Genomic DNA, 25,279 nt, shown 5'->3' on the forward strand with positions numbered 1-25,279 from the left:
TACAGTACTTCCTGAGCGCCGGCAAGAGCGCCATTCCGACCTGATGACGAGGACCGATCATGGTTTCATCCACCCCCGCGACCCATTACGCGCGCCTGTCCATCGCCCTGCACTGGCTGATGCTGGTGCTGCTGGCCGCTGTCTATGCCCTAATCGAACTGCGTGGCCTGTTCCCCAAGGACAGCGTCGAACGCAACCTGATGAAGGACCTGCACTTCATGCTCGGGCTCAGCGTGTTCGTGCTGGTCTGGTTGCGCCTGGCCATCCGCCTGAGCCGCCCGACTCCACCCATCGTGCCCAAACCTGCGGCCTGGCAGACCGGCCTCGCGCACCTGATGCACCTGGCGTTGTACCTGCTGATGATCATCCTGCCGCTGGCCGGCTGGCTGATCCTCAGCGCCGCCGACAAACCAGTGCCGTTCTTCGGCCTGGAGCTGCCGCACCTGATCGGCCCGAACCCGGACCAGGCCAAGTTCATCAAAGGCTGGCATGAACGCATCGGCAGCTGGGGCTACTGGCTGATCGGCCTGCATGCTCTGGCCGGGCTGTATCACCACTATGTGAAGCGCGACAACACGCTGCTGCGCATGCTGCCCTACAAGTAACCGCGCCGGCCCTGCAGGCCGCCGGTGTGCACCACGATCAGGCGGGTGCCGGGCGCGAACAGCCCGGCCTCGACCTGCTCACGCAGGGCCAGCAGGGCCTTGCCGGTGTAGAGGGCTTCGAGCGGCACGCCGGTGTGCCGCTCGCAATCGGTGATGAACGCCAGCAGCTCAGCGTCGAATTTGCCGAAACCGCCACGGCAGGCGTCGTGCAGCTGGTAGCCATGCGCGCCGGCCAATGTCGCTACCACCTCCGGCACACCATGGTCCCTGGGTATCGCCAATGCGCCATGCACCACATGTCCGCCCGCCTCGGCCATTACCAGGCCGGCCAAGGTAGTCCCCGTTCCGGCAGCCAGCCACCAGGCATCGTAGCCCGACCAGCCCAGTGCCGCGATTTGCGCGCGCGCCTGCTGCATGATCAGCGCGCAGCCCTGTGCACCGGCCAGCCCGCCGCCCCCTTCGGGGATGCAGTGCCAGTCCGGGTAGCGTGCCTGCCAAGGCTCCCAGAAACCCGCTTGGTTTCGTGCGCGATAGCCGCCATAGCCCAGCCAGTGCAGTTCCATGCCCAGCGCCTGCAGGTCACGCACGGTTGGCGTGTCCTGGGCGTGGCCACGCAGCAGGCCGGCGGTGGCGAAGCCGAAGCGCTTGCCGGCAGCGGCCAGGGCGTGCAGGTGGTTGGAATGGTTGCCGCCGAGGCTGATCAGGCCCGGGGCGTTGCTGGCGCTGGCCTGCTGCAGGTGGTGGCGTAGCTTGAACCATTTGTTGCCGCTGATCAGCGGGTCGATCAGGTCCAGGCGCAGGATGGCGGCTTTGATCTGCGCTGCTGTCAGCCAGGGCAGGTTCAGGGGCTGCAGGGGAGCTTGGGGGAGGTGGAGGAGCATGCTGCGAGTTTACCAGTGAAATCCCGGGGCTGCTTTGCAGCCCTTCGCGGGCTTGCCCGCTCCCACAGTCAGGAGTGCGCTACCCCTGTGGGAGCGGGCAAGCCCGCGAAGGGCCGCAAAGCGGCCCCGGCGATCTCAGAGCTCAGCCGCCAATCTCGATCCTTGGTTGATCGCCCGCTTGGCATCCAGCTCGGCCGCCACATCGGCCCCACCGATCAGGTGCACCGACTGCCCCGCTGCCACCAGCCCGTCCTGCAGTTCGCGCAGCGGTTCCTGCCCTGCACAGATCACCACGTTGTCCACCGCCAGCACCTGTGGCTCGCCATCGGCCACGCGAATGTGCAGGCCGGCATCGTCGATACCCAGGTACTCGACGCTGTTGAGCATCTGCACCCGCTTGTTCTTCAACCCGGTACGGTGAATCCAGCCGGTGGTCTTGCCCAGGCCGTCACCCACCTTGGATTTCTTGCGCTGCAACAGGTACACCTGCCGCGCCGGGGCATGCGGCTCGGCCTTGATCCCGGCCACGCCACCGCGTGCCTGCAGATGGGTGTCGATGCCCCACTCCCTCCAGAACGCCTCACGGTCCTGGCTGGTAGCCACGCCCTGGTGCACCAGGTACTCGGAAACGTCGAAACCGATGCCACCCGCACCAATCACCGCGACAGCCTTGCCCACCGGCTTGCGCTCGAGCAGCACGTCCAGGTAGCTGAGCACCTTGGCATGCTCGACACCGGGGATGGCCGGCGTGCGCGGGGCGATGCCGGTGGCCAGGATGATCTCGTCGTAGCCACCGTCCACCAGGGCCTGCACATCGACCCGGGTATTCAGGCGCAGGTCCACGCCCGTGCTTTTGACCTTGTTGCGGAAGTAACGCAGGGTTTCATGGAACTCTTCTTTCCCCGGTACCCGCTTGGCCACATTGAACTGCCCGCCGATCTCGCTGGCGCCATCGAACAGGGTTACCGCGTGGCCGCGCTCGGCCGCCACCGTGGCTGCCGCCAGGCCGGCCGGGCCAGCGCCGACCACGGCAATGCGCTTCACGGTGCGCACGGGCAGGTAGTTGAGCTCGGTCTCGTGGCAGGCACGTGGGTTGACCAGGCAACTGGTCAGCTTGCCGCCGAAGGTATGGTCCAGGCAGGCCTGGTTGCAGCCGATGCAGGTGTTGATCTCGTCGCCGCGGCCGGCAGCGGCTTTGTTGACGAAGTCCGGGTCGGCCAGGAACGGCCGTGCCATCGAGACCATGTCGGCATCGCCCTCGGCCAGCACCGCCTCGGCCACTTCCGGAGTATTGATGCGGTTGGTGGTGATCAGCGGAATGTTCACCACGCCACGCAGCTTGGCGGTGACCTTGCTGAATGCCGCACGCGGCACCTTGGTGGCAATGGTCGGGATACGCGCTTCGTGCCAGCCGATGCCGGTATTGATCAAGGTCGCGCCGGCCTGCTCGATGGCCTTGGCCAGCAGCTCGATTTCGTCCCAGGTGCTGCCGCCCTCGATGAGGTCGAGCATCGACAGGCGGAAGATGATGATGAAGTTCGGCCCGACCGCGCCGCGCACCCGGCTGACGATTTCCACCGCCAGGCGCATGCGGTTTTCATAGCTGCCACCCCAGCGGTCGGTGCGGTGGTTGGTGTGGGCGGCGAGGAACTGGTTGATGAAGTAGCCTTCCGAACCCATGATCTCGACGCCGTCGTAACCGGCGCGCTGGGCCAGCACCGCGCAATTGACGAAGTCGGCGATCTGCTTCTCGATACCCGCCTCGTCCAGCTCCTTGGGTTTGAACGGGTTGATTGGCGCCTGGATCGCGCTGGGCGCCACCTGGCGCGGGCTGTAGGCGTAGCGCCCGGCATGCAGGATCTGCAGGCAGATCTTGCCGCCGGCAGCGTGTACCGCCTCGGTGACGATACGGTGCTTGTCGGCCTCTTCCTCGGTGCTGAGCTTGGCCGCCCCGGAATACACCCCCCCCTCATCGTTGGGCGCGATGCCGCCGGTGACCATCAGGCCGACGCCACCGCGGGCGCGCTCGGCAAAGTACGCCGCCATGCGCTCGAAGCCGCCCGGGCGCTCTTCGAGGCCGGTGTGCATCGAGCCCATCAGGGTGCGGTTGCGCAAGGTGGTGAAGCCCAGGTCCAGCGGGGCGAGCAGGTGCGGGTAGCGGTCGGCGGCCATGGAAAGGTCCCCAGTTGGCGTGATCACGGAATGCGGATGCCGCACCGGTTGGCGGGCCCCGTCGTTTGTCTGCCTGCGACATTAAACAGCCGTTTGAACGGGCTCAATGATCGAAACTGACAAGTTATTGATCCTCGCGCACAGCACGACTACCCTAGGAAACTCTCGTTTCCAAGGCGCTGTCCTGCTTCATGCGAAAACTCCTGGCAAGCGCCCTGGCGCTGGTGATGATCGCCGCCCTCTGCGGCTACGGTTTCTGGACCCAGCAGCGCCCGGAAGGCCACTACCTGTCCGACCTGCGCATCGAACTGGCGCTGAACCACGGCGTGCCGGGCGAGCACGGCAATCTGCTCGGCGTCGAACCGCTGCTCTACCCGGGCGACTACCAGAACCTGCAACGCCTGCACCGCAAACTCGCGGCCTACCTGGAGCAGGCACGTACCCAAGGGCTTGTCGGCCCGCGTACGGTGGTGGTGCTACCGGAGCACATCGGCACCTGGCTGTGGGCACGCGGGGAAAAGAACGAGCTGTACCAGGTCACGCAAAGCCGCGAAGCCCTGCAATGGCTGGAACTGAGCAACCCGCTGCGCTATGGCCTGGCCATGCTCCGTGCCGACGGGGACGACTGGCGCGCCGACGCGCACCTGCGCATGAAAGCCGAGCAGATGGCTGCGGACTACCAGCAACTGTTCGGCGGCCTGGCCAAGGAATTCAACGTCACCCTGGTGGCCGGCTCCATCGTGCTGCCCGCCCCCTACGTGAAACAGGGTGTGCTGCATGCCGGCAGCGGCCCGCTGTTCAACAGCAGCGTGGTATTCGCCGGTGACGGCTCGCTGCTGGGCCAACCGCAACGCCAGCAGTTCCCCGACAGCGAAATGCGCCGCTATGTACACGATGGCCGCCAGCACCCGCTGCAGGTATTGCAAACCCCTGCGGGGCGCCTGGGCGTGCTGGTGGGCAGTGACAGCTGGTACCCGGAAAACCACCAGCAACTGGCACGACAGGCGGTACAACTGATCGCCAACCCAGTATTCCTCAGCGGCAAGGGCAGCTGGCAAGCGCCCTGGCGCGGCAATCGCCATCAGGATGCCAGCGCCGGGCTGGCCTTGCAGCGCGGCGAAGTCAGCGAACAGGCGGCCTGGCAGCGCCTGACCGAAGCGGCCGGGGCCGGCGTCAGCAGCATGAGCGTGTTCATGCGTGGGCAGTTCTGGGAACAGGGCAGCGACGGCCAGGGCTTTGCCCACCAGGCGGGTGAATTGCTGGCGGGCACCCCCAGCCCTGGCGCCCGCTTGCTGAACCTGTGGTTGTAAGCCCATGGCCCGCCCCCGCGTGCGCCTGGGCGACCTGTCGGTTGGTTTTGTCCAGCCGCTGACCGAGGCCCTGCGCGAACTGGGCCACGACCCCGAGCCGCTGCTACGCCGCTATGGCCTGGATGCGGCGCGCCTGAGCGAAGCCGGTGCGCGCTTGTCGATCCCGCGCTACATGCACCTGGGGCACGCCGCCATCGAACTGTGCGGCGAGGCCGCGCTGGGCCTGCACATGGGGCGCCTGAGCCGCCTGGCGCATGCCGGCCTGGCCGGGGTCACCGCTGCCCAGGCACCGAACCTGGGCGAGGCGGCACGCACCCTGTTGCGCTTCGAGCCGCTGTACGCCGCCAACTACCGCGGCCACTCCAGTTTTCAGGAAGATGCCCAGGGCGCCTGGCTACGCTTCTACTCCATCAGCCCCTACAACGCCTACAACCGTTTCGTGGTCGATTCGCTACTCGCCGGCTGGCTCGCCCAGCTTGCCGACCTGGCCGGTACGGCGGTGCAGGCCGAACATATGGACATCGAGTTTGCCGCACCCGCCTATGCCGCGCGCTACCAGCCGCTGTGCAGCGCGCCCGTGCAGTTCGCGGCCGACGGCAACCAGCTGCGCCTGAGCCGCGCCACGCTGCAGCTGGCCAACCCCAGGCACTGCCCGAGCACCTGGCAGCACCTGCTGCAGCTGTGCGAGGCGGAAATGCTGCAGCGTACGCGGGTGCGCAGCCTGGGTGAGCGCATCACCCACCTGCTGGGCCCGTTGCTCAATGGTGGCCGTGAACCGGACCTGGAAGAAGTGGCGCTGCACCTGCAACTGCCGACCTGGACGTTGCGCCGCAAACTGGCCGAGGAAGGCACGCGCTTTCGCGACCTGCTCAGCGAAACACGGCGCGACCTTGCCGAAACCTACATCCGCGATACGGAGCTGGCCTTTGGCGAGATTGCCTATCTGCTGGGGTTTGCGTCGGCCGAGGCCTTCCAGCGCGCCTTCAAGCGCTGGACGGGCCTTACACCGGGGGAGTTTCGCCGCAGCCAGCGGCGGGCGGGCTAGAGCTCGGTAGCGTCGTCAGCCGGTTCCGGGGTGTCCAGTTCATAAGCCTGGAATTCGAGAAGTTCTTCCTGGTATTCGTCCATAGCCCTGCGTCCTCTCATCTCATGATCTTTATCGGTGTCGCCTTCAACCTAAGCAGGTGGAGTGAAGGAATGATGACAAGCTTATGTTCTGGAGCGTAGCAACAGTTAGCTCTGTGTGCTACTCCATATACAGCGTGCCTGTGGGACCGTAAGCGGTAGTAGCGGTAGCCCAAGCAACCCAAGGTGCTACGCGACTGACTGGGGAGGGTGACAGGTGGAGCTTTTGTGGAGCACCAGAGACTTGGTCATTTCCGGAATGGCTTATCCAGGATTTCCTATTCTGCTTTGGGACTCAATGTCCAGTTGCACCGAAGCAAATCAGTTCTTTCGCCACTACCTTCTTCGCGCCAACATTGCCTCCGAAAAATCTTGGGCTAGCGTTGGACGAGCGCTTTTTGACTTTTTCAGCTTTCTGCAAGCTCATAAACTTGATTGGCGGGATGTAGATCGCGGTGAGGCCAAGAGCCTTATCGCCGCTTATCGCGGCTTCTGCTTGAACAACTGCAAACTTGCATTAAATACAACTCGCCAAAGATTAATATACATCTGCAAATTCTACGAATTCTCTCTAAGAATGGGCTGGATCAATCGACTTCCATTCAACCATGAAGAGCAGAAAAAACAGCTCAGCAGCTCTTTCCCGAGCCACATCAACGCCCATAGTGGTAAAACGTTAAAAAACGATGCTTTACCTCGAAAACACAAAACCCTCCCTAAGTATTTGGGACTGACCGAAATAAGGTCTCTTCTGTCCGCAGCAGAGAATCCTCACCACCGAATAATTATTCGCCTAGCGCTGCATACCGGACTCCGACGTAACGAACTTGCGACCTTTCCAAGGTCGTATGTTTTCGACCCAGTTCAAAAAAAACGGACCGAACGAAATATTCGCATTCGACTCGATCCCGCCGATGGCAGCGGCATGAAAACAAAAGGCGATAGAGTACGTGAAATATTTATCAGCCGAGAAATCATGAGCGAACTCCACTTCTACGCCTCAAAACTTCGAGGAGAACGGATCGCCATTGGTAAACCACAAAAGGCTCTCTTTCTTAACCAGATGGGGAAACCTTATAGCGAAGATGGAAAAAGCCTGAATAGGATCATCGCCGACATCGGAAAGCGCGCTGGAGTAAAAGTACACGCACACATGTTACGTCACACTTATGCGACCCATACCTTAGCCAATCTGCAACGCAACCCTCAGATCGGAATTGACCCCTTAGTCTTTCTTCAGAGACAGCTTGGTCACAGCTGGATACAAACTACTACGACATACCTACATCTGATAAACGAAATAGCAGACGCTGCGGTACTAGCTTACGACGATGAATTGAATACGGATAGCGGAGAGCGTGATGGGAAAGCGCAAAATATTTACCAAAACTGACCTGAGCGTCCCTCAAGTTGAACACAATGTCGACATGGAAGGTAATGTCACCATAACGCCGGGATTTTACCCTCCGAAAAATACCGTAATTCAGTTTGACCGTAACGTTACCTGTAGGCGAAGCTTTGATTTCTCACCATGGTATGGCAACAAAATAGATTCTATTACCTACACGTGCCAGCGCCAAATTGAGCGTTACGTTGCCGGACAAGACAGGATCCTATCAATATCTACGGTGGCTGGCTACTGCACGAATGGGCTTCGATTGTTTCTTAGCTATTGTATACTTCACGCAACAGCTATCGAGCGCGATCTTTCCTTGGTGGACTTGGACCGAAATCTGATCGATGGATTTCTCAACTATCTAAATAATGGCCAATTCGGGATCCAAAGCCAACGGGGGTATTACTCAGATATCAAATCAGTACTTCATTCAATTGGTATGCGCGGCCTATTTCCGCTGATCCTTTCCGGCGATGATGCTACATTTCCACGCAACCCTTTCTCTCATAACGACCGCAAGGAGACTGGAGAAACATCGCTATCAAGACATGAGCGGCAAGAATTCATCATTGCATTGCGAAAGGCCATCGCCCCCATATGGGTGGATGCCACCCCTATAACCTCAGAATTGCTCGCGTATGCATTAATGGTCGTAGCTCTCCATACGGGACGTAACACCACGCCCTTACTGGAAATGGATCGCAATTGCTTGCGCAAGCATCCTAAAGAAGACAAAGTTTTCCTGGTCCTGTGGAAGCGACGAGGCTATAGCACAAGCAGAGTTGCTCTCCATAGCGACTCAGACATAAAGAGCGTATTTGAATACACCCCCACTGTAAGAGTTAGCATTGAACGCTTGATTAACCGGGTGATATCCATAACTGAGTCATTCAACGCAGAGGCTCCTGAGGACATTAAAGGGCGTGTGTGGTTGTATCGCAGCCGCGCTAGAGGTGCCTGGTCAGGTAAGGTGACAGCCTTAACAGGACAAGTAGTGAAGACAGCAATAAATCAACTAGTAGAAGAGTACGCCCTGAAAGACTGTGAAGGGAAACCATTGCGCATCAATATCTCACGTCTACGTAAAACCTTTGCAAACCGTGTCTTTGAATTAGCAAATGGCGATATATTGACTACTGCCGCAGCCCTCGGCAACACCGCGCGCGTAACCGATCAGAACTATTTAGCCCCCGGAGAGAATGCCCGCAGAAATTGGCGATTCATGGGAGAGATAATGGTGAGGGAGTTACTGACCGCAACCATCGGCGCCACTTACAAGACACCTCTGGGGAATTGTACCGACCCATTGAATGGTCAATACGCTCCGAAACGTGACGGCGCGACCTGTATTAATTTCCTCAACTGCCTGCGCTGCAAACACTACGCAGTGACAGCCGATGATTTACACAAACTGTTCAGCTTTTATTTTCGCTTACTAACTGAACGCTCACGCATAGAAAAACGCCGCTGGGCAAGAGAGCATGATCACATCCCTCGTTTAATCGAACACTATATTATTAAAGAAGGTATACGTCGCGGCACTTTCAAAGCTGAAATTGTTGATGCCGCTCGTGAGCAGGCCAGGACTCAACCACATCCATTCTGGTCAGTTGACCTTATTGATAGCCTAGAGATTTTCTCGTGAACAATAACACCGCCGAAGTGCTAAACCTGGAAGCTTTCGCCAAACAACCCATCGACTTAAAAAATATTTTTGACCTGGAACTACACAAACTAATCGTAACTACAGCCGAGATTGACGGGACTTGGATCATTCTTAGCCGCTTCGGTGACGACATTTGGAAACTTAACGATTTTCCGAAAAACACGCCTACCAGTAGACAACAGATCAACTTCCGCAACGTACCTCCCGCATTTCGAATAACGATGAAAATGATGGTTTATCGCTACCTGAGACGTGGGCGGCATGGCTGTACCCGACCTAAGGGTAGTACGACGCGAGAACTCGTAACTAAATCACTCCCTTTCTTGAGATACCTAGAGCAGCTTAATATAAAAAGCTTAGCCAAAGTAACACCCGAAATAGTATCAACCTACGTAACCAACTGTAAAAAACAAAACTCAACCAAATCCAACAAGCCACTCTCTGTAAAAGCTCTTTTCGGCCGACTTTTATCTATAGAAGAAATATACGAACTGAGCCAATTCACTCACCAACCAATGGTACAACATCCGTGGCCCGGAACCTCAGCATACGCAATCGCGGGGGGGCACGGAATCTTCAGATTAGGATTAACCCCGCTAATGCCTGACGAAGTCTTCTGCACACTGTTCGAACAAGCCTATAAGCAAGTCGAACAAGGGCATCATTTACTTTCCCTTCGCGACGACCTAGACCACATAACTATAGAGCGGAAGCACTATAGCCTAGGCGGCCTAAATGAAATTAAAAATCGGCATCTTAAGGATAAGAACTGGAGCGGCGGTGTAGCTGCATTATCTAAATCATTGATAAACCTACGAACCGCTTGCTACATAGTTTTAGCGAGTACTTCAGGCTGTCGAAATCACGAAATAGTTAACCTACAACTGGGTGCACACCACCGAACCGAGGATGATGAGGGTACGGTCTACCACTGGATGCGTTCAAAGTCAGATAAATCCGAAGGGACATTTAAATGGATGATTCCAGAGGCTGCAGTCCGTGCCCTACGCATCATGGAGCGCTGGTCCGCTCCATACCGAAAAAAAATCGCTGACGAAATTGCCCAACTACGGCGCACCAGCCCGTACGACCCACAGATCGCAGAAGCCGCTAAGCATAGGGATTCGCTATTTCTAGGAATAGATAAGCCGAAGGGGATGAGAGTGCGGACAGTTTGCATTAACAATTGGCACAAAAGCCTTCGCACCTTCGCCAAAGACTGCGGATTAAACTGGAAAATTTCAAGCCATCAGTTTCGTCGAAAGTTTGCCAATTACGTTGCACATAGTAAATTTGGCGACCTTCGTTATTTGCGCGAGCATTTTACTCACTGGTCACTTGACGTAACCTTAGGTTATGCGATGGATGACACCTGGGGAGAACATTTTGACCTTGAACTGTACGACGAAATCTTGAATGAATTGAGCACCATCAAGGTCGACACAGTAGGTAATTGGATGGAAAGCGATTTACTGGCTGGAGGATACGGAAGAGCTTTAAAAAAATGGCAGCGTGACCCACAAAATCTTCTGATATTTAAAGACCACTCCTCCATGCTCAAGTCTATATCTGAAAGTACTGCTATCCGCAGCAATGGCCATGCATGGTGTACCGCAGACAATGATGGCTGCGTGGGAAATTCTAGCGAACGTACCCGCTGCAATGGTTGTGAACACGCAGTAATCGGTCGATCTCACGCGCCGATGTACCAGCGCCTTTATAATGACCTTAAAGAATTGAGAAATTGCCCTGACATCGGAGATGGAGGTCGCAATCGTGTAGAGCGCGACCTGTGTCGCAGCCGAGAAGTACTTTCTCAATTTGGTATAGACCCAGAGGTGTGATTGCATGACATCCAAGAAAACACGAAGCAACTACAAACCGGCTGAAGATCGTGAAAAAGAGCTTAAGTTAGCCCTCATTCGTATTCAGAAAGGTCGAACCCGTACTGGAGAAGCCAAGGTTACTATTGCTGCAGTAGCTCGCGAAGCAGGTGTATCAACGGCGCTGATCCATAATCATTACCCCAAGATCGCAGAAGCGATCCGCGAAGCGCAAGGCCGCTCAAGCCGCGCCAAGCGCGAAGCTAAGCACCAGGAATTGACATCCGAGCGAAGGAAATCCGCAGATTACCGACAGGAGATCGAGGAACTGCGGGCCAAAGTTTTCAAACTCGCGTCGATTAATGAAGTATTGCTTGAGGAGATTCGTGCACTCAAAGCCGTAATGGCTGACTCCAAAGTAGCTGAGTTTCCTATCAGAAAGCGGCAGAATTAAGTTTCTGGATGCTCACCACAGCGCTAGCGAGCCCTTAGCCGCAGCCAAGCGCAAGCCCAGCTCAGGCCAGGCTGGCAAGCGTCAACTCTCCCCACTAATTTCGGTTCGGACGCGGGCTAGCAGCTCGTCAAGACTGACCCCAGATTGCAGCAAAAAACCCTCAGCCAAAATGCTAAGCGGGTGCACACCCATCATGTCGGCAATTGAGGTCAGTTTGTTGACTGTTACTGCTTTCATCCCCCGCTCCAAGGAGCTGATGTAGGTTCGACTGCTGATGCTGCCAAAGTCCTCCTGGGTCAAACCCTTACGAACACGCGCATTTCGTAGTGCTTGGCCAATGGCGTCATTCAGTTCCATTTGCGACTCCTGCAAAAGGAACGATGAGGCGTCATTGAACACTAAAGGACTACAATCTATAGTGTTCATTTTCGGTACGAGGTGGCCTGTATGTTCGTGACTCATCCAGGCGCTGAGCTTCGCGGCAGCCTCCATTTCGCTGACGGCAGTAGGCAATGGGCGATCGTTGAGCAGGAGCTAGCCGTACCCTGGCTGTATGTGTCCATAAGGCAGCTGGATAGCACATTCGATTTTCAGAGGATGATGCTCGTCTCCTGCGTGGAACACTTTCGTCAGCTACTGGAAAGCCTTCCGGTTAACGCAAGCGTGACTTGCGTGATGAGCGTAAGGCCCAGCAACGATCCCTCTGGTACGTGGTCAATGGTGCCCGTTCAGGCTATCGAGCTGCAGGAGGGCGATGATCGATCAAGGTTCATGATCTGTCTCTCGGACGGCACACATTATGAAGAATCGGCCAGGAGCATGACGCTACCTCGCGGTAAACGAACGGTCTACCGCGCCACCTGATCATCCAACCTGAGAAGCGCAGCCGAGCTTGGCATTCCCAGGGAAGCGCTAGCGCACTCACAGACGAGTGGCCTCATCACCTAAGCAGCTGTCTGCCCGACGTCGTGACGTAATAGACTCCAATCCAAGAATAGCCCCCACGCCTCGGGCAGGTCTTGTTGATCTGTACTGCGCACCAGGGGGGTTAGTTATTTCTGCGGCATGACTTTACCTGAAATGTCTGTGAGCCGATTCATCTGTGACCCCACGGCCATTGCCCTCAGCCTGAGGGTGTAAACCACTTTTTTTCACTGTAAACCACAGTGGTTTACAGTGAAAAAAAGTGGTTTACACGTCTAGACAGCGTCGGGCCGTTGAGGGCTTCTGACCAGGCTATCAGCGATGGCCTGTCTTCTCCCCCGCCTTGTGCAGCGAGGCAAAGTCACATCTATCCAAGCTGCACTCGCAGGGCTACCCAATCAGATAAGCATTGCACGCTGGTCTGCTTAACTGGTCTTGAGGTGAAGTCACGAACCTTTTGTTCCTTGATCCTCACTGCCTCGACTATGTCTTCGTTTCCCCAAGCGTTGACCTGCGGGGCTTCCAGGGACTGCAGGTCTGCCTGGGCTACGTTGAGAGCGGCAGATCCATAGACCTCTGTTCTTGCAACTTGATCCACCTGACCAGCCGTAGATCACGGGTAGCTCACTGTGCCGGTCATCCCCCCTGCTAAGCCGTTGCTCCTAAATAACGCCACTGAGTACAAGCGTTAACTGATCGACGATTCTAATGAGACGGTGCGCCGTAGACGACTTGCCATTGAAGGCTGAGATCCATTACCCGGTGTGTATGCAATCCCGCGATCGTGCAAACAGCCTGTTGCCCGAGCCCAAGGATCAGAAGCGATAAGCCACCCGTCGCTTACTCGTCCAAGGCTATGGAACCCGATTTGACCGCTAACCCCTACCACGTATGGCGTATCACACATCCAATGTGAGCGGGCATCGCGCACCGATGGCGGCCCGAAGCCATTCGAGCATGCGTCTGCAGCTTATCGATCAGAGTGAGATCGGAAGCGGAAAACCCGTGTACATTTTCAAAATGGTATGCAATCCTGAGCATGCACGGGCGATTTAGCCCTATTTATCGGGGTCTACCATTCACAATGGTATACACAGGAGAAGGTGCGATGTCTCAGCGAGTGGGCGACAAACACGTGGTTGTGTTCGGAGGAGCATCCGGAATCGGTTACGAAACCGTCCGATTGCTCGTGGAAGAAGGTGCCTATGTCACGGCAGCTGACCTGAACGCCGAGAAAGGCGCTGGTTTAGCTGCTGAATTCTCTGGCCAGGTCGCATTTGTGCCCTGCGACGTCTCCAAAGAAGACGATGTCCGCAACGTCTTCGATCAGGCAGCAAAAGCAAGCGGCATCAATGCCGTCATCAACTGCGCAGGCATGCAGCTGTCCGGTTGCGCGGATGAGATGAATCTGGATGACTGGAACCGGATCATGTCCGTGAACGCTGCCGGCGCGTTTTTGACGGCCAAGTATGCGATTCCTCATCTTCGCGCAGCAGGTGCCGGCTCCATCGTATTGGTCGCCTCGACTGCTGCTCACCGCGGCGGGCCAAAAATGACTGCTTACTCCGCATCCAAAGGGGCGATCGTCAGCTTCGGGCGTGCTCTGGCGATGGAGCTTGGCAATTTCAAAATTCGAGTGAACGTCGTTTGCCCTGGCTGGACCGACACCTCTTTCAATGGCCCGGTGATCGAAACCCTCGGCGGTGAAGCTGCCAGGGATGCCATGCTGAGCGTCAGCGTTCCGCTCCAGCGTCAAGCTCATCCGCGAGAGATCGCCCAGGTCAACGTACACCTGGCATCGGATGAGTCCAGCTACATCACTGGTCAGTCCATCGTTGTAGACGGCGGTTTGATCTAAGAAACACTTGATTCAATAAAAACAAGCTGCTGTTGCGCATTAGTGACAAAAATAATTATTGCGACGACACGATCAAGAGGCTGCCATGAGCAAGCTTATTTACGATTTTGTAGTAGTAGGTGCTGGCTCAGCCGGTGCAGTCATCGCTGCAAGGCTTAGCGAGAACCCTGAATGGAGGGTCCTGCTTCTGGAAGCAGGTCCTGAAGACAAGAACATCTTTCTGAAAATGCCTGTCGGTTTCGTCCGTTTGTTCCAGAATCCGAAATACAACTGGATGTACGAAACGGAAGTAGAAGAAGGGATGAATGGCCGGAAAGCTTTCGTGCCGAGAGGAAAAACCCTCGGTGGAAGCAGCTCGATCAATGGCATGGTGTTCATTCGCGGTAATCGTCAGGACTTCGACGATTGGCGTGACGCCGGCAATCCGGGCTGGGGGTATGCCGACCTCCTGCCGTACATGAAGAAATTGGAATCATATGATCAAGGTGACTCGGAATACCGAGGCCACTTTGGCCCTATGAAGATTCGCTCCAATGGATGGCGGAATGAGTTAACCGAAGCAGTAGTCGCCGGTGGCCTGGAACTCGGGCTTCCGCGCAACGATGGATTCAACGGCGCCGAGCAGCTGGGCATTGGCTACTACGACGTTTCCACCTGCGACGGGGAGCGTGTTTCGACGTCTACGGCCTACCTGCAACCCAACAGGAATCGAAACAACCTCCACGTTGTAACAGATGCGGTGGCCACCGGGCTTATCATCGAAAACGGCCAAGTAAAAGGCGTTCGATATCAGTGTGCTGGAAGAGCCCATGAGGCCCGGGCGCGGGAAACAATTCTCAGTGCTGGAGCCATCAAATCCCCACAATTGCTGGAGCTTTCCGGAATCGGTGAAGCCACGCGGTTGAACAAACTGGGGATCAAAGTCGAGGTGGATCTTCCGGGTGTTGGCGAGAATCTTCAGGACCACATGTGTTCGAAGATCATGCATCGTGTGAATAAACCGATCACGCTCAATGATCAACTCGGAAAGCTTTATCAGCAGGCATTCGGCATGGCTCGATACTTAATCGACCATGGCGGACCATTTGCGTGGCCTCCCTTCGCCATCGGCGCCAACGTCAAGACCAAGCCCGAGCTGGAACAACCAGACATCCAAATTCATTTTGGCGCCTTCTCCAACGACGTCTCGACTGGCAGCTTGCAGAAATTCCCTGGCGTACAGGCAATTTCCAACCAGCATCGGCCAGAAAGCACGGGTTATGTGCACATCATCAGTGCCGACCCGATGGCCATGCCGGCGATCAAGGTCAATTATCTGGCAACAAAAGGTGACCAGGATGCCGCGATCGCAGGCTTCAAATATATGCGGCGCTTGTTCAGCACCGAGGCCGTTAAACCCTTCATTGTCTCTGAGACTTTCCCAGGGTCAGCTTGCCTGACTGACCAAGAGATTTTGGAGCATATTCGAGAGACAGCCGTATCTGCATATCATCACTGTGGTACTTGCCGGATGGGACCAAAGAGCGATCGCGCTGCAGTTGTCGATAGCAGGCTGCGCGTGCATGGCCTACAAGGTCTGAGAGTCGCTGACGCGTCAATTATGCCCAATATTACTTCAGGCAATACAAATGCGGCTTCAATCATGATCGGTGAAAAATGCGCCGACCTTATTAAGGAGGATTACAAACTCAATAGATCAGCAGCATAACTCTGACGGCTTTATCCGCTAGCACGATCTGATCTCACTTGCCCACGACCTGTGGGATCAGATATACCAAATATCGCCCTGACGCTATATGCGAGGAGCGCCTGACTGTGTCCAAAAAAACTTACAACAACAAAAAATCAAGTTATGTACCAGGAGAAGGCCAATGACAAGCCTATCTTCAGTCAGCACGTTCAAAGCCCGAGGTGCAGCACCCAGAGGCTCTTGGCATGCGCTTATATTTCTATGGATCATCTTCGCTCTCGACATGAACTCACGCATGCTGTTCTACGGCGTGCTACCAATGTTGACGCGTGAATTTGGTCTCAGCGCGAGTGACGCCGGCCTTTATACCGCTATTGTTACAGTCTCGACAGCATTGCTTGCAGTACCCGGCATGGTGTGGGCTGATAAGGGCGGCCATGGTTGGAAGCGTAAGTACAGGCACCTTACGATTATCATCGGTTACACCCTATTCACATTCCTCAGCGGCGTATCGTTCCTGAGCGCTTCGCTGTTGTCGTTCATGATTCTGCAGGTCATCTCGCACATGATTGGCGGCGTGGGCGAATCTGTGGAGGTCACTTCTCTCGGGGAGTGGTGGTCAGAGCAGCGACGCGGCTTCGCACTGGGACTTCACCACACCGCCTCCCCTTGGGGCACTCTGATCGGCGGGATCGCCATCAGCTGGGTGCTTACTACCTACGGGGATGAGAACTGGCGACTGGTATTCCTTCTCTTCCCAATCCCAGTGATCGTCGCCTTTGGTGCTTACTGGCTCTTTTGCACCAAGCAACGGTATGAAAAGCTTCATGCAGACATCGAGGCAGCAGGCGAAACGCCGCCCTTGAAGCCCGAGACTGTAAGCAACACCCACCAACCCAATCGCTTCAGGAACACCATCCGAAATCCCAACATCTTGGCGATTTCGTTGGCATCGCTGCTTGCTATCGTAGGCTTCTTTGGCCTCAGCTTTTGGCTGCCCCAGTATCTGACCTTTGTAGCCAACTACAGCGCCGCAGACGCGGCCGCCTACAGCGTTCTCTTCACAATCACTGGCGGGCTTGGCCAAATTGCGTGGGGCTGGCTCTCTGATCGTATAGGCCGAAAGTTCTGTTTGATGCTGATCTTCGTTTGGTTGGCAGGCGCATTGCTGCTTTTCCAGTTCGCCTCAACTGGGCTGGGAACCCTGCTCCTCATCCAGGTGGTAGCCGGCCTGGTCTTGAACGCACCGTATACCGTCATCTATGCCATTGCATTCGACTCCGCTGAAGAGGGTGCAGCAGGGACCGCCATTTCAATCGTAAACGCGGGTGTTTATCTCGGAGGGGTGGGGCCTTACGTGATTGGTGCCATCATCGACTTCGGTGGAGGGTTCGGGCAAATCGCCGGTTACCACACTGCGCTGTATTTCATGTCCGGGCTCATGTTGCTGGGCTTCGTCATCACTGCTCTATTTACGCGAGAAACCTGCGGCTGGTTCAAACGCCATGATCGCGCCCTGGTATCGCGCGCAGCATGCAATTTGGCCTGAAATTACAAGAGGACTCACCAATGAACATACCCTACAAGATCGCTGCAGAAGCCATCCGCCACGCGCACTCTCAATGGCTACCCGAAACAGAAGAGCCTTATACCGTTACGGTGCTCGACGCCGGACGCAACATGGTGGCGTTTGCCAAACTGGATGGAGCCCGCCTGGTTAGCATCGAGGCTTCCGCCGGTAAAGCCTATGCCGCCGTTTCGCTTGAGTCTGCGTCAGATGCTCTGCTGCACCTGATCGTACCCGGTCAACCGCTGTATGGCCTGGAAACCAGCCATACCAAGCCCTTGGTCATGTTCAAGGGCGGGATGCCTGTTTTCGTCGGCGGAAAGATAGCCGGCGGAGTTGGGGTATCTGGCGGACCACTCGATCAGGACGAGCGAATTGCCACGGTGATAGCGAACTACATCGCCGATCACATGGCGACTGCTATCGACTCCAGGACGTGAGATAGCTCTAAGCATCGCTTGTAGCTCTTACAAGCGATGCTTTAGGCGTAAAAAGCTAGCCTGAGCATGGACATGGCCACTGATCAGTTCTGAATCTGCTTGCCACTCAGAATGGCATGGCGACCGCCCAGGATATGGGCGGTCATCAACGACTCAGCCCAAGCGCCGTCACCTTCACGTAGCGCCTGCAGAATCTGTATATGCTGGTTAAAGTTGAGCAGCAGCGCTTCACGCGGGTACAACTTTATTGTGCGACGCACGACCAAGACTTCAGTCATGGCACGCACGATCGAAATGAGACGATTGGCACCTGACGCCTGCAGAATAGTGTCGTGTAACTCCGCGTTCAGCTGAGTACATTCGTCCACCCACCCCGGCTGCGCCTCTTGAGCAAGTCGAATCATTTTCGCTGCGATGCCATCCAAATGGTCGAGGGTTGCAGTGGACATCTGACCAGCTGCCATCCGACAAGCCAGCGGCTCCAAGCGAATGCGTATCGCGTAAATTTCTTCCAGATCTGCATTGGTCCAACCCGTAACAAAAGCGCCGCGGTTAGGGATGGTTTTGATCAGACCGTCACCTTCGAGTCTTGCAAGCGCAACGCGGACCGGGGTTCTGCTGACACCCCACTGTCGAGCCAATTTGCCTTCTGCCAGGTGGTGACCCGCTGGAAACTCTTCGCGAAGGATCGAATTCCGAATGCTGTCATAAAGGTTCTGAGCCCCAATGTTGGGATCGTTGGCGCTCGCTGACTGATCCTCAGACATGCTCGCTTCCACCATGATTTCCTGTGTCATTTGATATCGACCTCGTGGTCGGCTCCCCATGAATTTGCTCATCCTAACCTGCCCAGCAGCGCTGACAAGTGAACCGTGTCAGCCGATATTTCGAAGCGGAAAAAGTCGGATATCCGCTGGCTCGCCACGACGTAATTTCACCAGACCGAGATGTTCAGCGGCCAGAGCTCAACACGCCTGCGTCATGCCCTAGAGCGGTTCGCTGCTCCACCTAGCGGCTCAGTGCAAGGTGCCTCCCAAGCCCCGTAGGGGGTTTCACACAATAGCTCGATTGTATGCTCTTTGTCGCCCATCAAATAAAATGGCATACAATCTCGTAAGAAAATGAGCCATAAATGGCTTGTAAGCGCATTGATTGCATGCAATCATCGCCTTGAGGTCTGAAGTCGATCAAGAGAGAGCCCGATATTGCATGCACTTCGCGTCCTCCGAAGGCAGTCGGCACTCCAGTGCTGCGCGTTATCGCGACGACCTTGGTCATGTCTCTTCATTGATAAAGGAAAAGAACATGCTGAATGAGATTAGTGACGGGGTCGCTCGCATTGGCTGCGGTTCTGGCTTTGCAATGGACCGTTTGGAGCCAGCGCTTGAGCTAGCCCGAAGCGGGAAGATTGATTACCTGTGCTTTGATGCCCTAGCCGAACGAACCCTTGCCATGGCGCACCTGCGTCGCCTTGGAGATCCAACCCTGGGCTACGACAGCCGCCTTGTGGAAATCCTTGAGCGATTCGCTCCATTTGTAGCGGAAGGCTTGCGCATCGTTGGTAGCTTCGGTGCTGCGAACGTGGATGCCGGCGCTCGAATCGTCCACGAGAAATTGACTGCGATGGGCTATCGCGGCCTCAAGGTCGCTGCAATTTCCGGCGATGACGTGCTCAGCCAAATCCGTGAGCTTGACCCAATGATCGAAGAGCTGGGTCAACGTGTTAGCGAGCTCGGATCTCGCGTCAGTTCTGCCAACGCCTATTTGGGCTCCAAAGAAGTCCTTGAGGCATTGCAGAACGGTGCAAACTGGGTCGTTGGCGGGCGCCTGGCGGACCCGGCACTCTATGTCGGCTCGGTGTGTCATGCCCTCGGCTGGTCACTTGATGACTGGGATCGAGTGGCTCATGCCACCTTGGTAGGTCATCTGCTCGAATGTTCGACGCATGTGACCGGTGGATACTTCGCTGATCCTCCCTATCGGGTCGTCGACGGTCTGGGCGATCTGCCCTTCCCGTATGCAGAGGTTCGCGACGGAACGGCGATCGTGACAAAGCTTGAGGGCACTGGCGGTCGCGTCGACGAACACATCGTAGCTGCGCAAGTCTCGTATGAAGTGCACGATCCGGCTGCATACACAAACCTGGACATCGTTGCGGACTTCACTGAAGTCACCGCAGAGCTGGTTGGCCCCGATCGTGTCGAAGTCAGGGGCGCAAAAGGCAAACCACGCCCTGAAATGGCCAAGGTGTTAGTGGCCGTCGACATGGGCTTCAAGGTTGTAGCTGAAATCTCCTATGCGGCGGCGGGTTGCCTGCAGCGAGCGGAACTGGCTGAACAGATCATTCACAAGCGTATTGCCCAGATGGGCGACGTAGTGCACGAGCTGCGCACCGACAAACACGGCATCAATACGATGGTCGGCGAGAGCTTCCGCCAAGTCGACGCTACAGAGCCGGCGGACGTGCGCCTGCGTGTAGCCGCTCGCTGTGAGACACGTGAGGCAGCCGAAAACATCTCTCTCGAAGTAGAGCGACTCTTCCTGGAGGGGCCTGCTGGTGGGGGCGGTGTAATGCGCCGGGTAGAGCCTGTTCTTGGTGTTTATCCAGTGTACCTGCCAGCCGACCGAATCCGCACCAGCATCACCTACCTGGAGACCTGAGATGACGAACAACGATAATAGCCGGAAGGTTTCTCTGCGAGAAATTGCATTTTCCCGCTCTGGTGACAAAGGCGACATCGTCAATGTCTCGCTCATTCCCTATGAGCCTGAGCACTGGGAAGTAATTCGCGAGCAGGTCACCATCGAAATGGTCAGAGACCTATACGATGGGTTGGTTACGGGTGAGATTCAACGCTATGAATTGCCTGGCACCCGGGCGCTCAACTTTGTAATGCATGGAGCGCTTGGCGGTGGCATCTCGGTTTCATTGCGCGTGGACGGGCATGGTAAAGCCATGCAATCGCTGATCCTTGAAGGACAGGTGTCTATTCCTATGTAACGCTGTACGGCCCGGCACGCAGCAAGCGGACTGGGTCGTCATCTGAAAGCATGGGCCCTGGTTCTGATCAACCATGCTGAAACACTCGTCAACCGCTGCACCGTTACCGCACAAGAATTTTAAGATCGGAGACCACACCATGTTCGCTGCCCCCCCTGTAATCGAGACGACGGTTTTCGCAGAACTACCCAGCCGCTACCGCACTGAAGAGCGCTCGTCTGAATGGGTACGCGTCATGCGTCACGGCACTCCGACGCCTAACTTCATCGAAGGCCCGGCCTTCGATACCCAGGGCAATCTCTACTTTGTAAACATTCCATACGGTCAGATTTTCCGCGCTTCTCCAGAAGGGGTAATCGAGTTAGTGGCGGAGTACGACGGTGAGCCGAATGGCCTTGCGATCCATGCCGACGGCTCCATCTATATCGCCGACTACCGCCAGGGAATCATGATTCTCGACCCTTCCTCTGGGGATGTCCGCCCTCACCTCCAGAGAGCGCATGGGGAAGGCTTCAAAGGGTGTAATGACCTGACTTTCCACTCGGACGGCTCTCTGTGGTTCACCGATCAAGGTCTCACCGGGCTGCATGACCCGACAGGGCGTGTGTACATGAACCAAGGGCATGAGCTGACGCGCATGCTCGGTACCGTGCCAAGCCCCAATGGATTGGCTTTCAGCCCGGACGAACGCATTCTTTATGTTGCCGCTACACGAGGAAACGCGATCTGGAGGGTACCGGTGCTGCCCGATGGCTCGATCAACAAGGTCGGGATTTTTGTCCAACTCTCAGGCGGCCTGGCCGGGCCAGACGGTATCGCCGTAGATGCCGAAGGTAATCTCTATGTTTGCCATGCGGGCCTGGGCGTGGTCTGGGTTTTCGATCGGCTGGGACAACCGATTCACCGCATACAGTCCTGCGCTGGGCTCATGACAACCAATTGCGCTTTTGGTGTGCGAGACGGCGACCGCAATACGCTCTACATCACTGAAAGTGAAACTGGCCGAATTCTCAAAGCTGAGATGGCCTACAGCGGCCTACCTCTCTTTTCTCATAAAGGAAATTGATTAAAACGAGTCATTGCCGCCCTTGGTGGCGGCATAACCTCGAACTTGAAAAGCAAATACAGTAAGCACTTTCATAACACTGCTACTCCCTCAAAATAAAATAAACAATCAGAGGTTTACCACTGTGTCCCATGCTTACACTCAGCGCGGGCTTTGCGCCGCATTGTTCATGATTAGTCTTCCACTTTTCGCCGCCGAAACTAAACCTGAACAAGGTTTTGTTGACGGAAGTACTCTCCAGATAATCAACCGCAACTACTATTTCAATCGAGATTATCGAACTCGTGGCGACGGCGTTTTTAACAGCCGTCAGCAAAGCTATCGCGAAGAATGGGCGCAAGGTTTCCAAGGATTCTTCAAATCCGGCTATACAGAGGGCACCGTAGGCTTCGGCATAGATGCTCATGCTCTCCTGGGCATCAAGCTGGACAGCGGCCGAGGTACTTCAGGCACCGGGATACTGCCACTCAATGGCCAGAGGCAGGCCGACGATGACTATTCCTCCGCTGGTGGAGCCCTCAAACTTCGAGCCTTTGACACAGAACTCAAAGTCGGGGATCTTTTCCCGGTCACGCCTGTATTCCAGTACGGCGATGCACGCCTGTTGCCTCAGAGTTTCCGTGGGGTGTCCTTACAAAATACATCCATCGACGGCCTAACGCTGCAGGGCGGCCGCATGCATTCCACCCGAAACAAGGCGAGCACCAACCACGACGGAGAGCTGTCTACGGAATACGGTGGCACAACATATGACTCCGCTAGCTACTTTGGCGGCGACTATACCTTTGCGGGCGACGGGCTTCTGAGCTTGTACCATGCACGATTTGATGATGTCTGGGACCAGACTTACGTAAGCCTAGCTAAAACATTCGTGCTTGATGAGCAGAACGCTTTAAGCCTTGGTGCCAACCTCTATCGCACCCGGGATCAAGGTAACGCCCGTGCTGGCAAGATCGATACGAACGCTTGGAGCAGCTATGCCCGATTCAGGACTGGGCCACACGCGTTCATGCTGGCCTACCAACGTATCGACGGCGACCAACCATTCGACTACCTGGGCGACGGAGACTCGATCTACCTCGCGAACTCGGTCTTCCTCACTGACTTCAACTCCCCTAACGAACGCTCCTGGCAAGCCCGATACGACTTTGATTTTGCGGCGGTAGGTGTTCCTGGACTGAGTTTCATGACGCGCTATCTCCGCGGCTCGAACATCGACAACTCCAAGGTCGACCCCAACGGTGCTTACGCTTACTACGCGTCGCTGGGAGATGGTGGCAAGCATTGGGAGCGGGACATCCAGGTGAAATACGTTGTGCAGAGCGGACCCGCGAAGGACCTCTCCTTTACGGTAATGCAGACCACTCACCGTGCTAACGCGGCACAGTCCGATGGCGACATGGACCAGGTTCGAATCGTCACCCAATACCCTCTCGACATTTTCTGAGGCGGCCCGCTCTGCACTTGACCTAGATTCGTAACTACAGGTTAGCCTCGCAGTTTTCTAGTTATGCTGTGCGCATCGCAGCATGGCACTGCGAGGCGCTTGCAGCTGATGCTGTGACGGCGCTACGTCTATTGAGCGAAGCTCCCCTATATCAGCACAAGCAGTTTTTCGGACGAGGAAAACGACCATTGGGATGGTCGAGCAAAAATACTCGCCGCCCCGCACCTTTGAGCAACCCCTTCGCCGTACCGCACGGAGCTCAAAAAGTAGCAAGCGCATTCTCAATAAAACAACGAAGAACGCCTTGAGCTTCAGGGGTCTGCTCAATCTCGCTTATCATTCGCGTCGGATTACGTCCCTCGCTTATGAGGAGATCCTCGCGTCGCCGGATCATGACTACGAGATGTCTTGGCGTGAACTCGGGATGAAACTGGGTCGACATGGCGTTACGGCCATACCGGACAATTTGGTGTGGGTCATGCGTAGAGTAAGCCAGTGATACCGCCCCATCCGGAAGCGAGATAATCGTCTGCTCGTGAGTCACATGCGCCCTGAATCGTTCAGGCCACTTGCCTATGACTCCATCCTGTTTGGCAGCGGGAAGCAAATTGATGATCTCGCAACCCATTTCACGTCCATCAGGGTGGTAACCCACTACCCCTCCAAGTGCGTAAGCCATTAACTGATGGCCATAGCACACGCCAAAAAGCGGCATCTCGACGACCATTGCCTGACGAATCCACTCTGCCACGTACTCGCTCCAAAGCTCCCGGTTCGTAACCATTGCCCAGGAACCGGTAATGATTGCAACGCAGTTGCTATGGGGGGCCGGTAGCGGTTCGCCCTCAAACGCTCGAATGGCAAGGATCTCGTCAGGCGATACATCGAGAGCATCTCTGAACCAAGCTGGGATATCACCAAGCAAGGAAAACAGATCCTCAGGGGGTGTACCGACCTGAACGATGAGAATCTTCGGTAGGCTCAACAGTGCGCTCCATAAAGACTTTAGAGGGATCAGGTGATCGGTTGGTCAAGTCACGACCCCAAGGCAAAATCGATGCCTGCCTCGACATGGATGGCCGTCGAGTCAAATCCCGGAAGTGGCACATTGTCTGTCTCCAGAATCAGGCAAATCTCGGTGCAGCCAAAGATGACGGAGTCAGCGCCCTCACTCTTCGCTTTTTCGATAAGTGTTAAAAGGACCGCTCGGGACTCGTCACGAACAATTCCGAGGCTGAGCTCATTGAAAATGATGTCATGGACCAATCCTCGGCCTTCGCTATCAGGGACGATGACGTCGATTCCATGCTTGGTCATCCGATCGGGATAAAATCCATTCTCCATGGTGTACCGGGTAGCAATCAGCAGCGGTTTTTGATGGCCCGCCTTCTTCAAACGGTCCGCCACGACATCAACGATATGGATGAAAGGAAGCGTCGTGGCCGCAGCCACCGCATCCGCGACCAGATGCATAGTGACTGCACAAATCATTACGCAATCCGCACCTGCATCTGCCAAGGTGCGGGCCACATCAGCCAGCTGCAGTCCAGCCTGGTCCCACTCTCCGGCTTTCTGCTTATCGACAATGGTCTGAAAATCCACCGAATGCAGCAGCACTTGGGCAGAGTGCAACCCACCTAGGCGTCGGTTGATGCCTTGGTTTAACGCCCGGTAATACACTGCCGAACCTTCGTAACTCATGCCACCAATCAGACCGATCTTACGCATAGGACTTTCTCCAGCCTCAAGCAGGCTCACTGACGTACGGAAGCATAGGGCGCTACGCCCTGACCGGGGAGGAGTGTATGCTGCACACAAGTTCTCAAGAAATGAATAATCCGCATACAGGATTCT

At 56.0% G+C, this 25,279-nt stretch carries 21 protein-coding genes; 15 read left to right on the forward strand and 6 right to left on the reverse strand.

Translation table 11 applies throughout. The features are described 5' to 3' along the window. Positions 1-59 precede the first annotated feature (59 nt). Positions 60-605, forward strand: coding sequence for a cytochrome b (locus ABIB24_RS16475; RefSeq protein ID WP_274078924.1), 546 nt, complete (start codon positions 60-62; stop codon positions 603-605). Here ABIB24_RS16475 and ABIB24_RS16480 read toward each other — a convergent pair. Continuing rightward, positions 596-1,486: a 1-aminocyclopropane-1-carboxylate deaminase/D-cysteine desulfhydrase gene (locus tag ABIB24_RS16480; RefSeq protein WP_354316872.1), complete on the reverse strand. Its 891-nt coding sequence runs from the start codon at positions 1,484-1,486 to the stop codon at positions 596-598. The genes ABIB24_RS16475 and ABIB24_RS16480 overlap by 10 nt on opposite strands. A gap of 135 nt (positions 1,487-1,621) precedes the next feature. Then, positions 1,622-3,658, reverse strand: coding sequence for an oxidoreductase (locus ABIB24_RS16485; protein WP_354316873.1), 2,037 nt, complete (start codon positions 3,656-3,658; stop codon positions 1,622-1,624). 191 nt (positions 3,659-3,849) lie between these two features. Here ABIB24_RS16485 and ABIB24_RS16490 point away from each other — a divergent pair, with 191 nt between their 5' ends. The 6 genes from ABIB24_RS16490 (at position 3,850) to ABIB24_RS16515 (ending at position 11,432) form a co-directional block, all read left to right on the forward strand. Further along, positions 3,850-4,968, forward strand: a complete 1,119-nt coding sequence (locus tag ABIB24_RS16490) for a nitrilase-related carbon-nitrogen hydrolase (protein WP_085589231.1) — start codon at positions 3,850-3,852, stop codon at positions 4,966-4,968. Between the two features lie 4 nt (positions 4,969-4,972). Continuing rightward, positions 4,973-6,013 (forward strand): AraC family transcriptional regulator, encoded by a 1,041-nt coding sequence (locus ABIB24_RS16495; RefSeq protein WP_085589229.1) that lies wholly within the window; start codon positions 4,973-4,975, stop codon positions 6,011-6,013. A gap of 297 nt (positions 6,014-6,310) precedes the next feature. Then, complete coding sequence (locus ABIB24_RS16500; protein ID WP_354316874.1) at positions 6,311-7,486, forward strand: tyrosine-type recombinase/integrase; 1,176 nt, start codon at positions 6,311-6,313, stop codon at positions 7,484-7,486. Then, positions 7,455-9,134: a site-specific integrase gene (locus ABIB24_RS16505; protein WP_354316875.1), complete on the forward strand. Its 1,680-nt coding sequence runs from the start codon at positions 7,455-7,457 to the stop codon at positions 9,132-9,134. Before ABIB24_RS16500 ends, ABIB24_RS16505 begins: the two co-directional genes overlap by 32 nt. Continuing rightward, on the forward strand, positions 9,131-10,999 hold the full coding sequence (locus ABIB24_RS16510; RefSeq protein WP_354316876.1) for a site-specific integrase: 1,869 nt from the start codon (positions 9,131-9,133) through the stop codon (positions 10,997-10,999). The genes ABIB24_RS16505 and ABIB24_RS16510 overlap by 4 nt, the downstream gene beginning before the upstream one ends. 4 nt (positions 11,000-11,003) lie before the next feature. Continuing rightward, positions 11,004-11,432 carry a TetR family transcriptional regulator gene (locus tag ABIB24_RS16515; protein WP_354316878.1) on the forward strand — a complete coding sequence of 143 codons (429 nt, stop codon included), beginning with the start codon at positions 11,004-11,006 and terminating at the stop codon, positions 11,430-11,432. 81 nt (positions 11,433-11,513) lie between these two features. Here ABIB24_RS16515 and ABIB24_RS16520 read toward each other — a convergent pair whose 3' ends face one another. Next, a complete protein-coding gene (locus ABIB24_RS16520) occupies positions 11,514-11,789 on the reverse strand; it encodes a helix-turn-helix domain-containing protein (protein ID WP_286101317.1) in 276 nt (91 codons plus the stop codon). Positions 11,790-13,464: 1,675 nt separating this feature from the next. On the opposite strand from ABIB24_RS16520, the gene ABIB24_RS16525 reads away from it, so the two are divergent. The 4 genes from ABIB24_RS16525 to ABIB24_RS16540 all read left to right on the forward strand — a co-directional run bounded on the left by ABIB24_RS16525 (position 13,465) and on the right by ABIB24_RS16540 (position 17,911). Beyond that, positions 13,465-14,214, forward strand: a complete 750-nt coding sequence (locus ABIB24_RS16525) for an SDR family NAD(P)-dependent oxidoreductase (RefSeq protein WP_354316879.1) — start codon at positions 13,465-13,467, stop codon at positions 14,212-14,214. An 85-nt stretch (positions 14,215-14,299) separates the two neighbouring features. Then, entirely contained in the window at positions 14,300-15,922 is a 1,623-nt protein-coding gene (locus tag ABIB24_RS16530; protein ID WP_354316881.1) for a GMC family oxidoreductase, read from the forward strand. A gap of 163 nt (positions 15,923-16,085) precedes the next feature. Then, positions 16,086-17,453 (forward strand): MFS transporter, encoded by a 1,368-nt coding sequence (locus ABIB24_RS16535; protein ID WP_353455653.1) that lies wholly within the window; start codon positions 16,086-16,088, stop codon positions 17,451-17,453. Between the two features lie 20 nt (positions 17,454-17,473). After that, entirely contained in the window at positions 17,474-17,911 is a 438-nt protein-coding gene (locus tag ABIB24_RS16540) for a GlcG/HbpS family heme-binding protein (protein WP_354316884.1), read from the forward strand. An 83-nt stretch (positions 17,912-17,994) separates the two neighbouring features. On the opposite strand, the gene ABIB24_RS16545 is transcribed toward ABIB24_RS16540, so the two are convergent. Beyond that, positions 17,995-18,708, reverse strand: a complete 714-nt coding sequence (locus ABIB24_RS16545; protein WP_354316886.1) for a GntR family transcriptional regulator — start codon at positions 18,706-18,708, stop codon at positions 17,995-17,997. A 412-nt stretch (positions 18,709-19,120) separates the two neighbouring features. Between ABIB24_RS16545 and ABIB24_RS16550 the strand changes: the two genes are divergently transcribed. The 4 genes from ABIB24_RS16550 to ABIB24_RS16565 all read left to right on the forward strand — a co-directional run bounded on the left by ABIB24_RS16550 (position 19,121) and on the right by ABIB24_RS16565 (position 23,425). After that, positions 19,121-20,572 (forward strand): acyclic terpene utilization AtuA family protein, encoded by a 1,452-nt coding sequence (locus tag ABIB24_RS16550; RefSeq protein ID WP_354316888.1) that lies wholly within the window; start codon positions 19,121-19,123, stop codon positions 20,570-20,572. Position 20,573: 1 nt separating this feature from the next. After that, positions 20,574-20,912 carry an AtuA-related protein gene (locus ABIB24_RS16555; protein WP_354316889.1) on the forward strand — a complete coding sequence of 113 codons (339 nt, stop codon included), beginning with the start codon at positions 20,574-20,576 and terminating at the stop codon, positions 20,910-20,912. A gap of 139 nt (positions 20,913-21,051) precedes the next feature. Next, positions 21,052-21,978 (forward strand): SMP-30/gluconolactonase/LRE family protein, encoded by a 927-nt coding sequence (locus tag ABIB24_RS16560; protein WP_353455648.1) that lies wholly within the window; start codon positions 21,052-21,054, stop codon positions 21,976-21,978. Positions 21,979-22,102: 124 nt separating this feature from the next. Continuing rightward, positions 22,103-23,425 (forward strand): OprD family porin, encoded by a 1,323-nt coding sequence (locus ABIB24_RS16565; RefSeq protein WP_354316891.1) that lies wholly within the window; start codon positions 22,103-22,105, stop codon positions 23,423-23,425. 259 nt (positions 23,426-23,684) lie between these two features. On the opposite strand, the gene ABIB24_RS16570 is transcribed toward ABIB24_RS16565, so the two are convergent. Both ABIB24_RS16570 and ABIB24_RS16575 read right to left on the reverse strand, forming a co-directional pair. Beyond that, on the reverse strand, positions 23,685-24,410 hold the full coding sequence (locus ABIB24_RS16570; protein WP_354316892.1) for a glutamine amidotransferase: 726 nt from the start codon (positions 24,408-24,410) through the stop codon (positions 23,685-23,687). 50 nt (positions 24,411-24,460) lie between these two features. Next, a complete protein-coding gene (locus ABIB24_RS16575; RefSeq protein WP_354316893.1) occupies positions 24,461-25,153 on the reverse strand; it encodes an aspartate/glutamate racemase family protein in 693 nt (230 codons plus the stop codon). Between the last annotated feature and the right edge of the window lie 126 nt (positions 25,154-25,279).

The sequence above is a fragment of the Pseudomonas sp. UYEF17 genome (assembly GCF_040546125.1).
GTDB lineage: Bacteria > Pseudomonadota > Gammaproteobacteria > Pseudomonadales > Pseudomonadaceae > Aquipseudomonas > Aquipseudomonas putida_Z.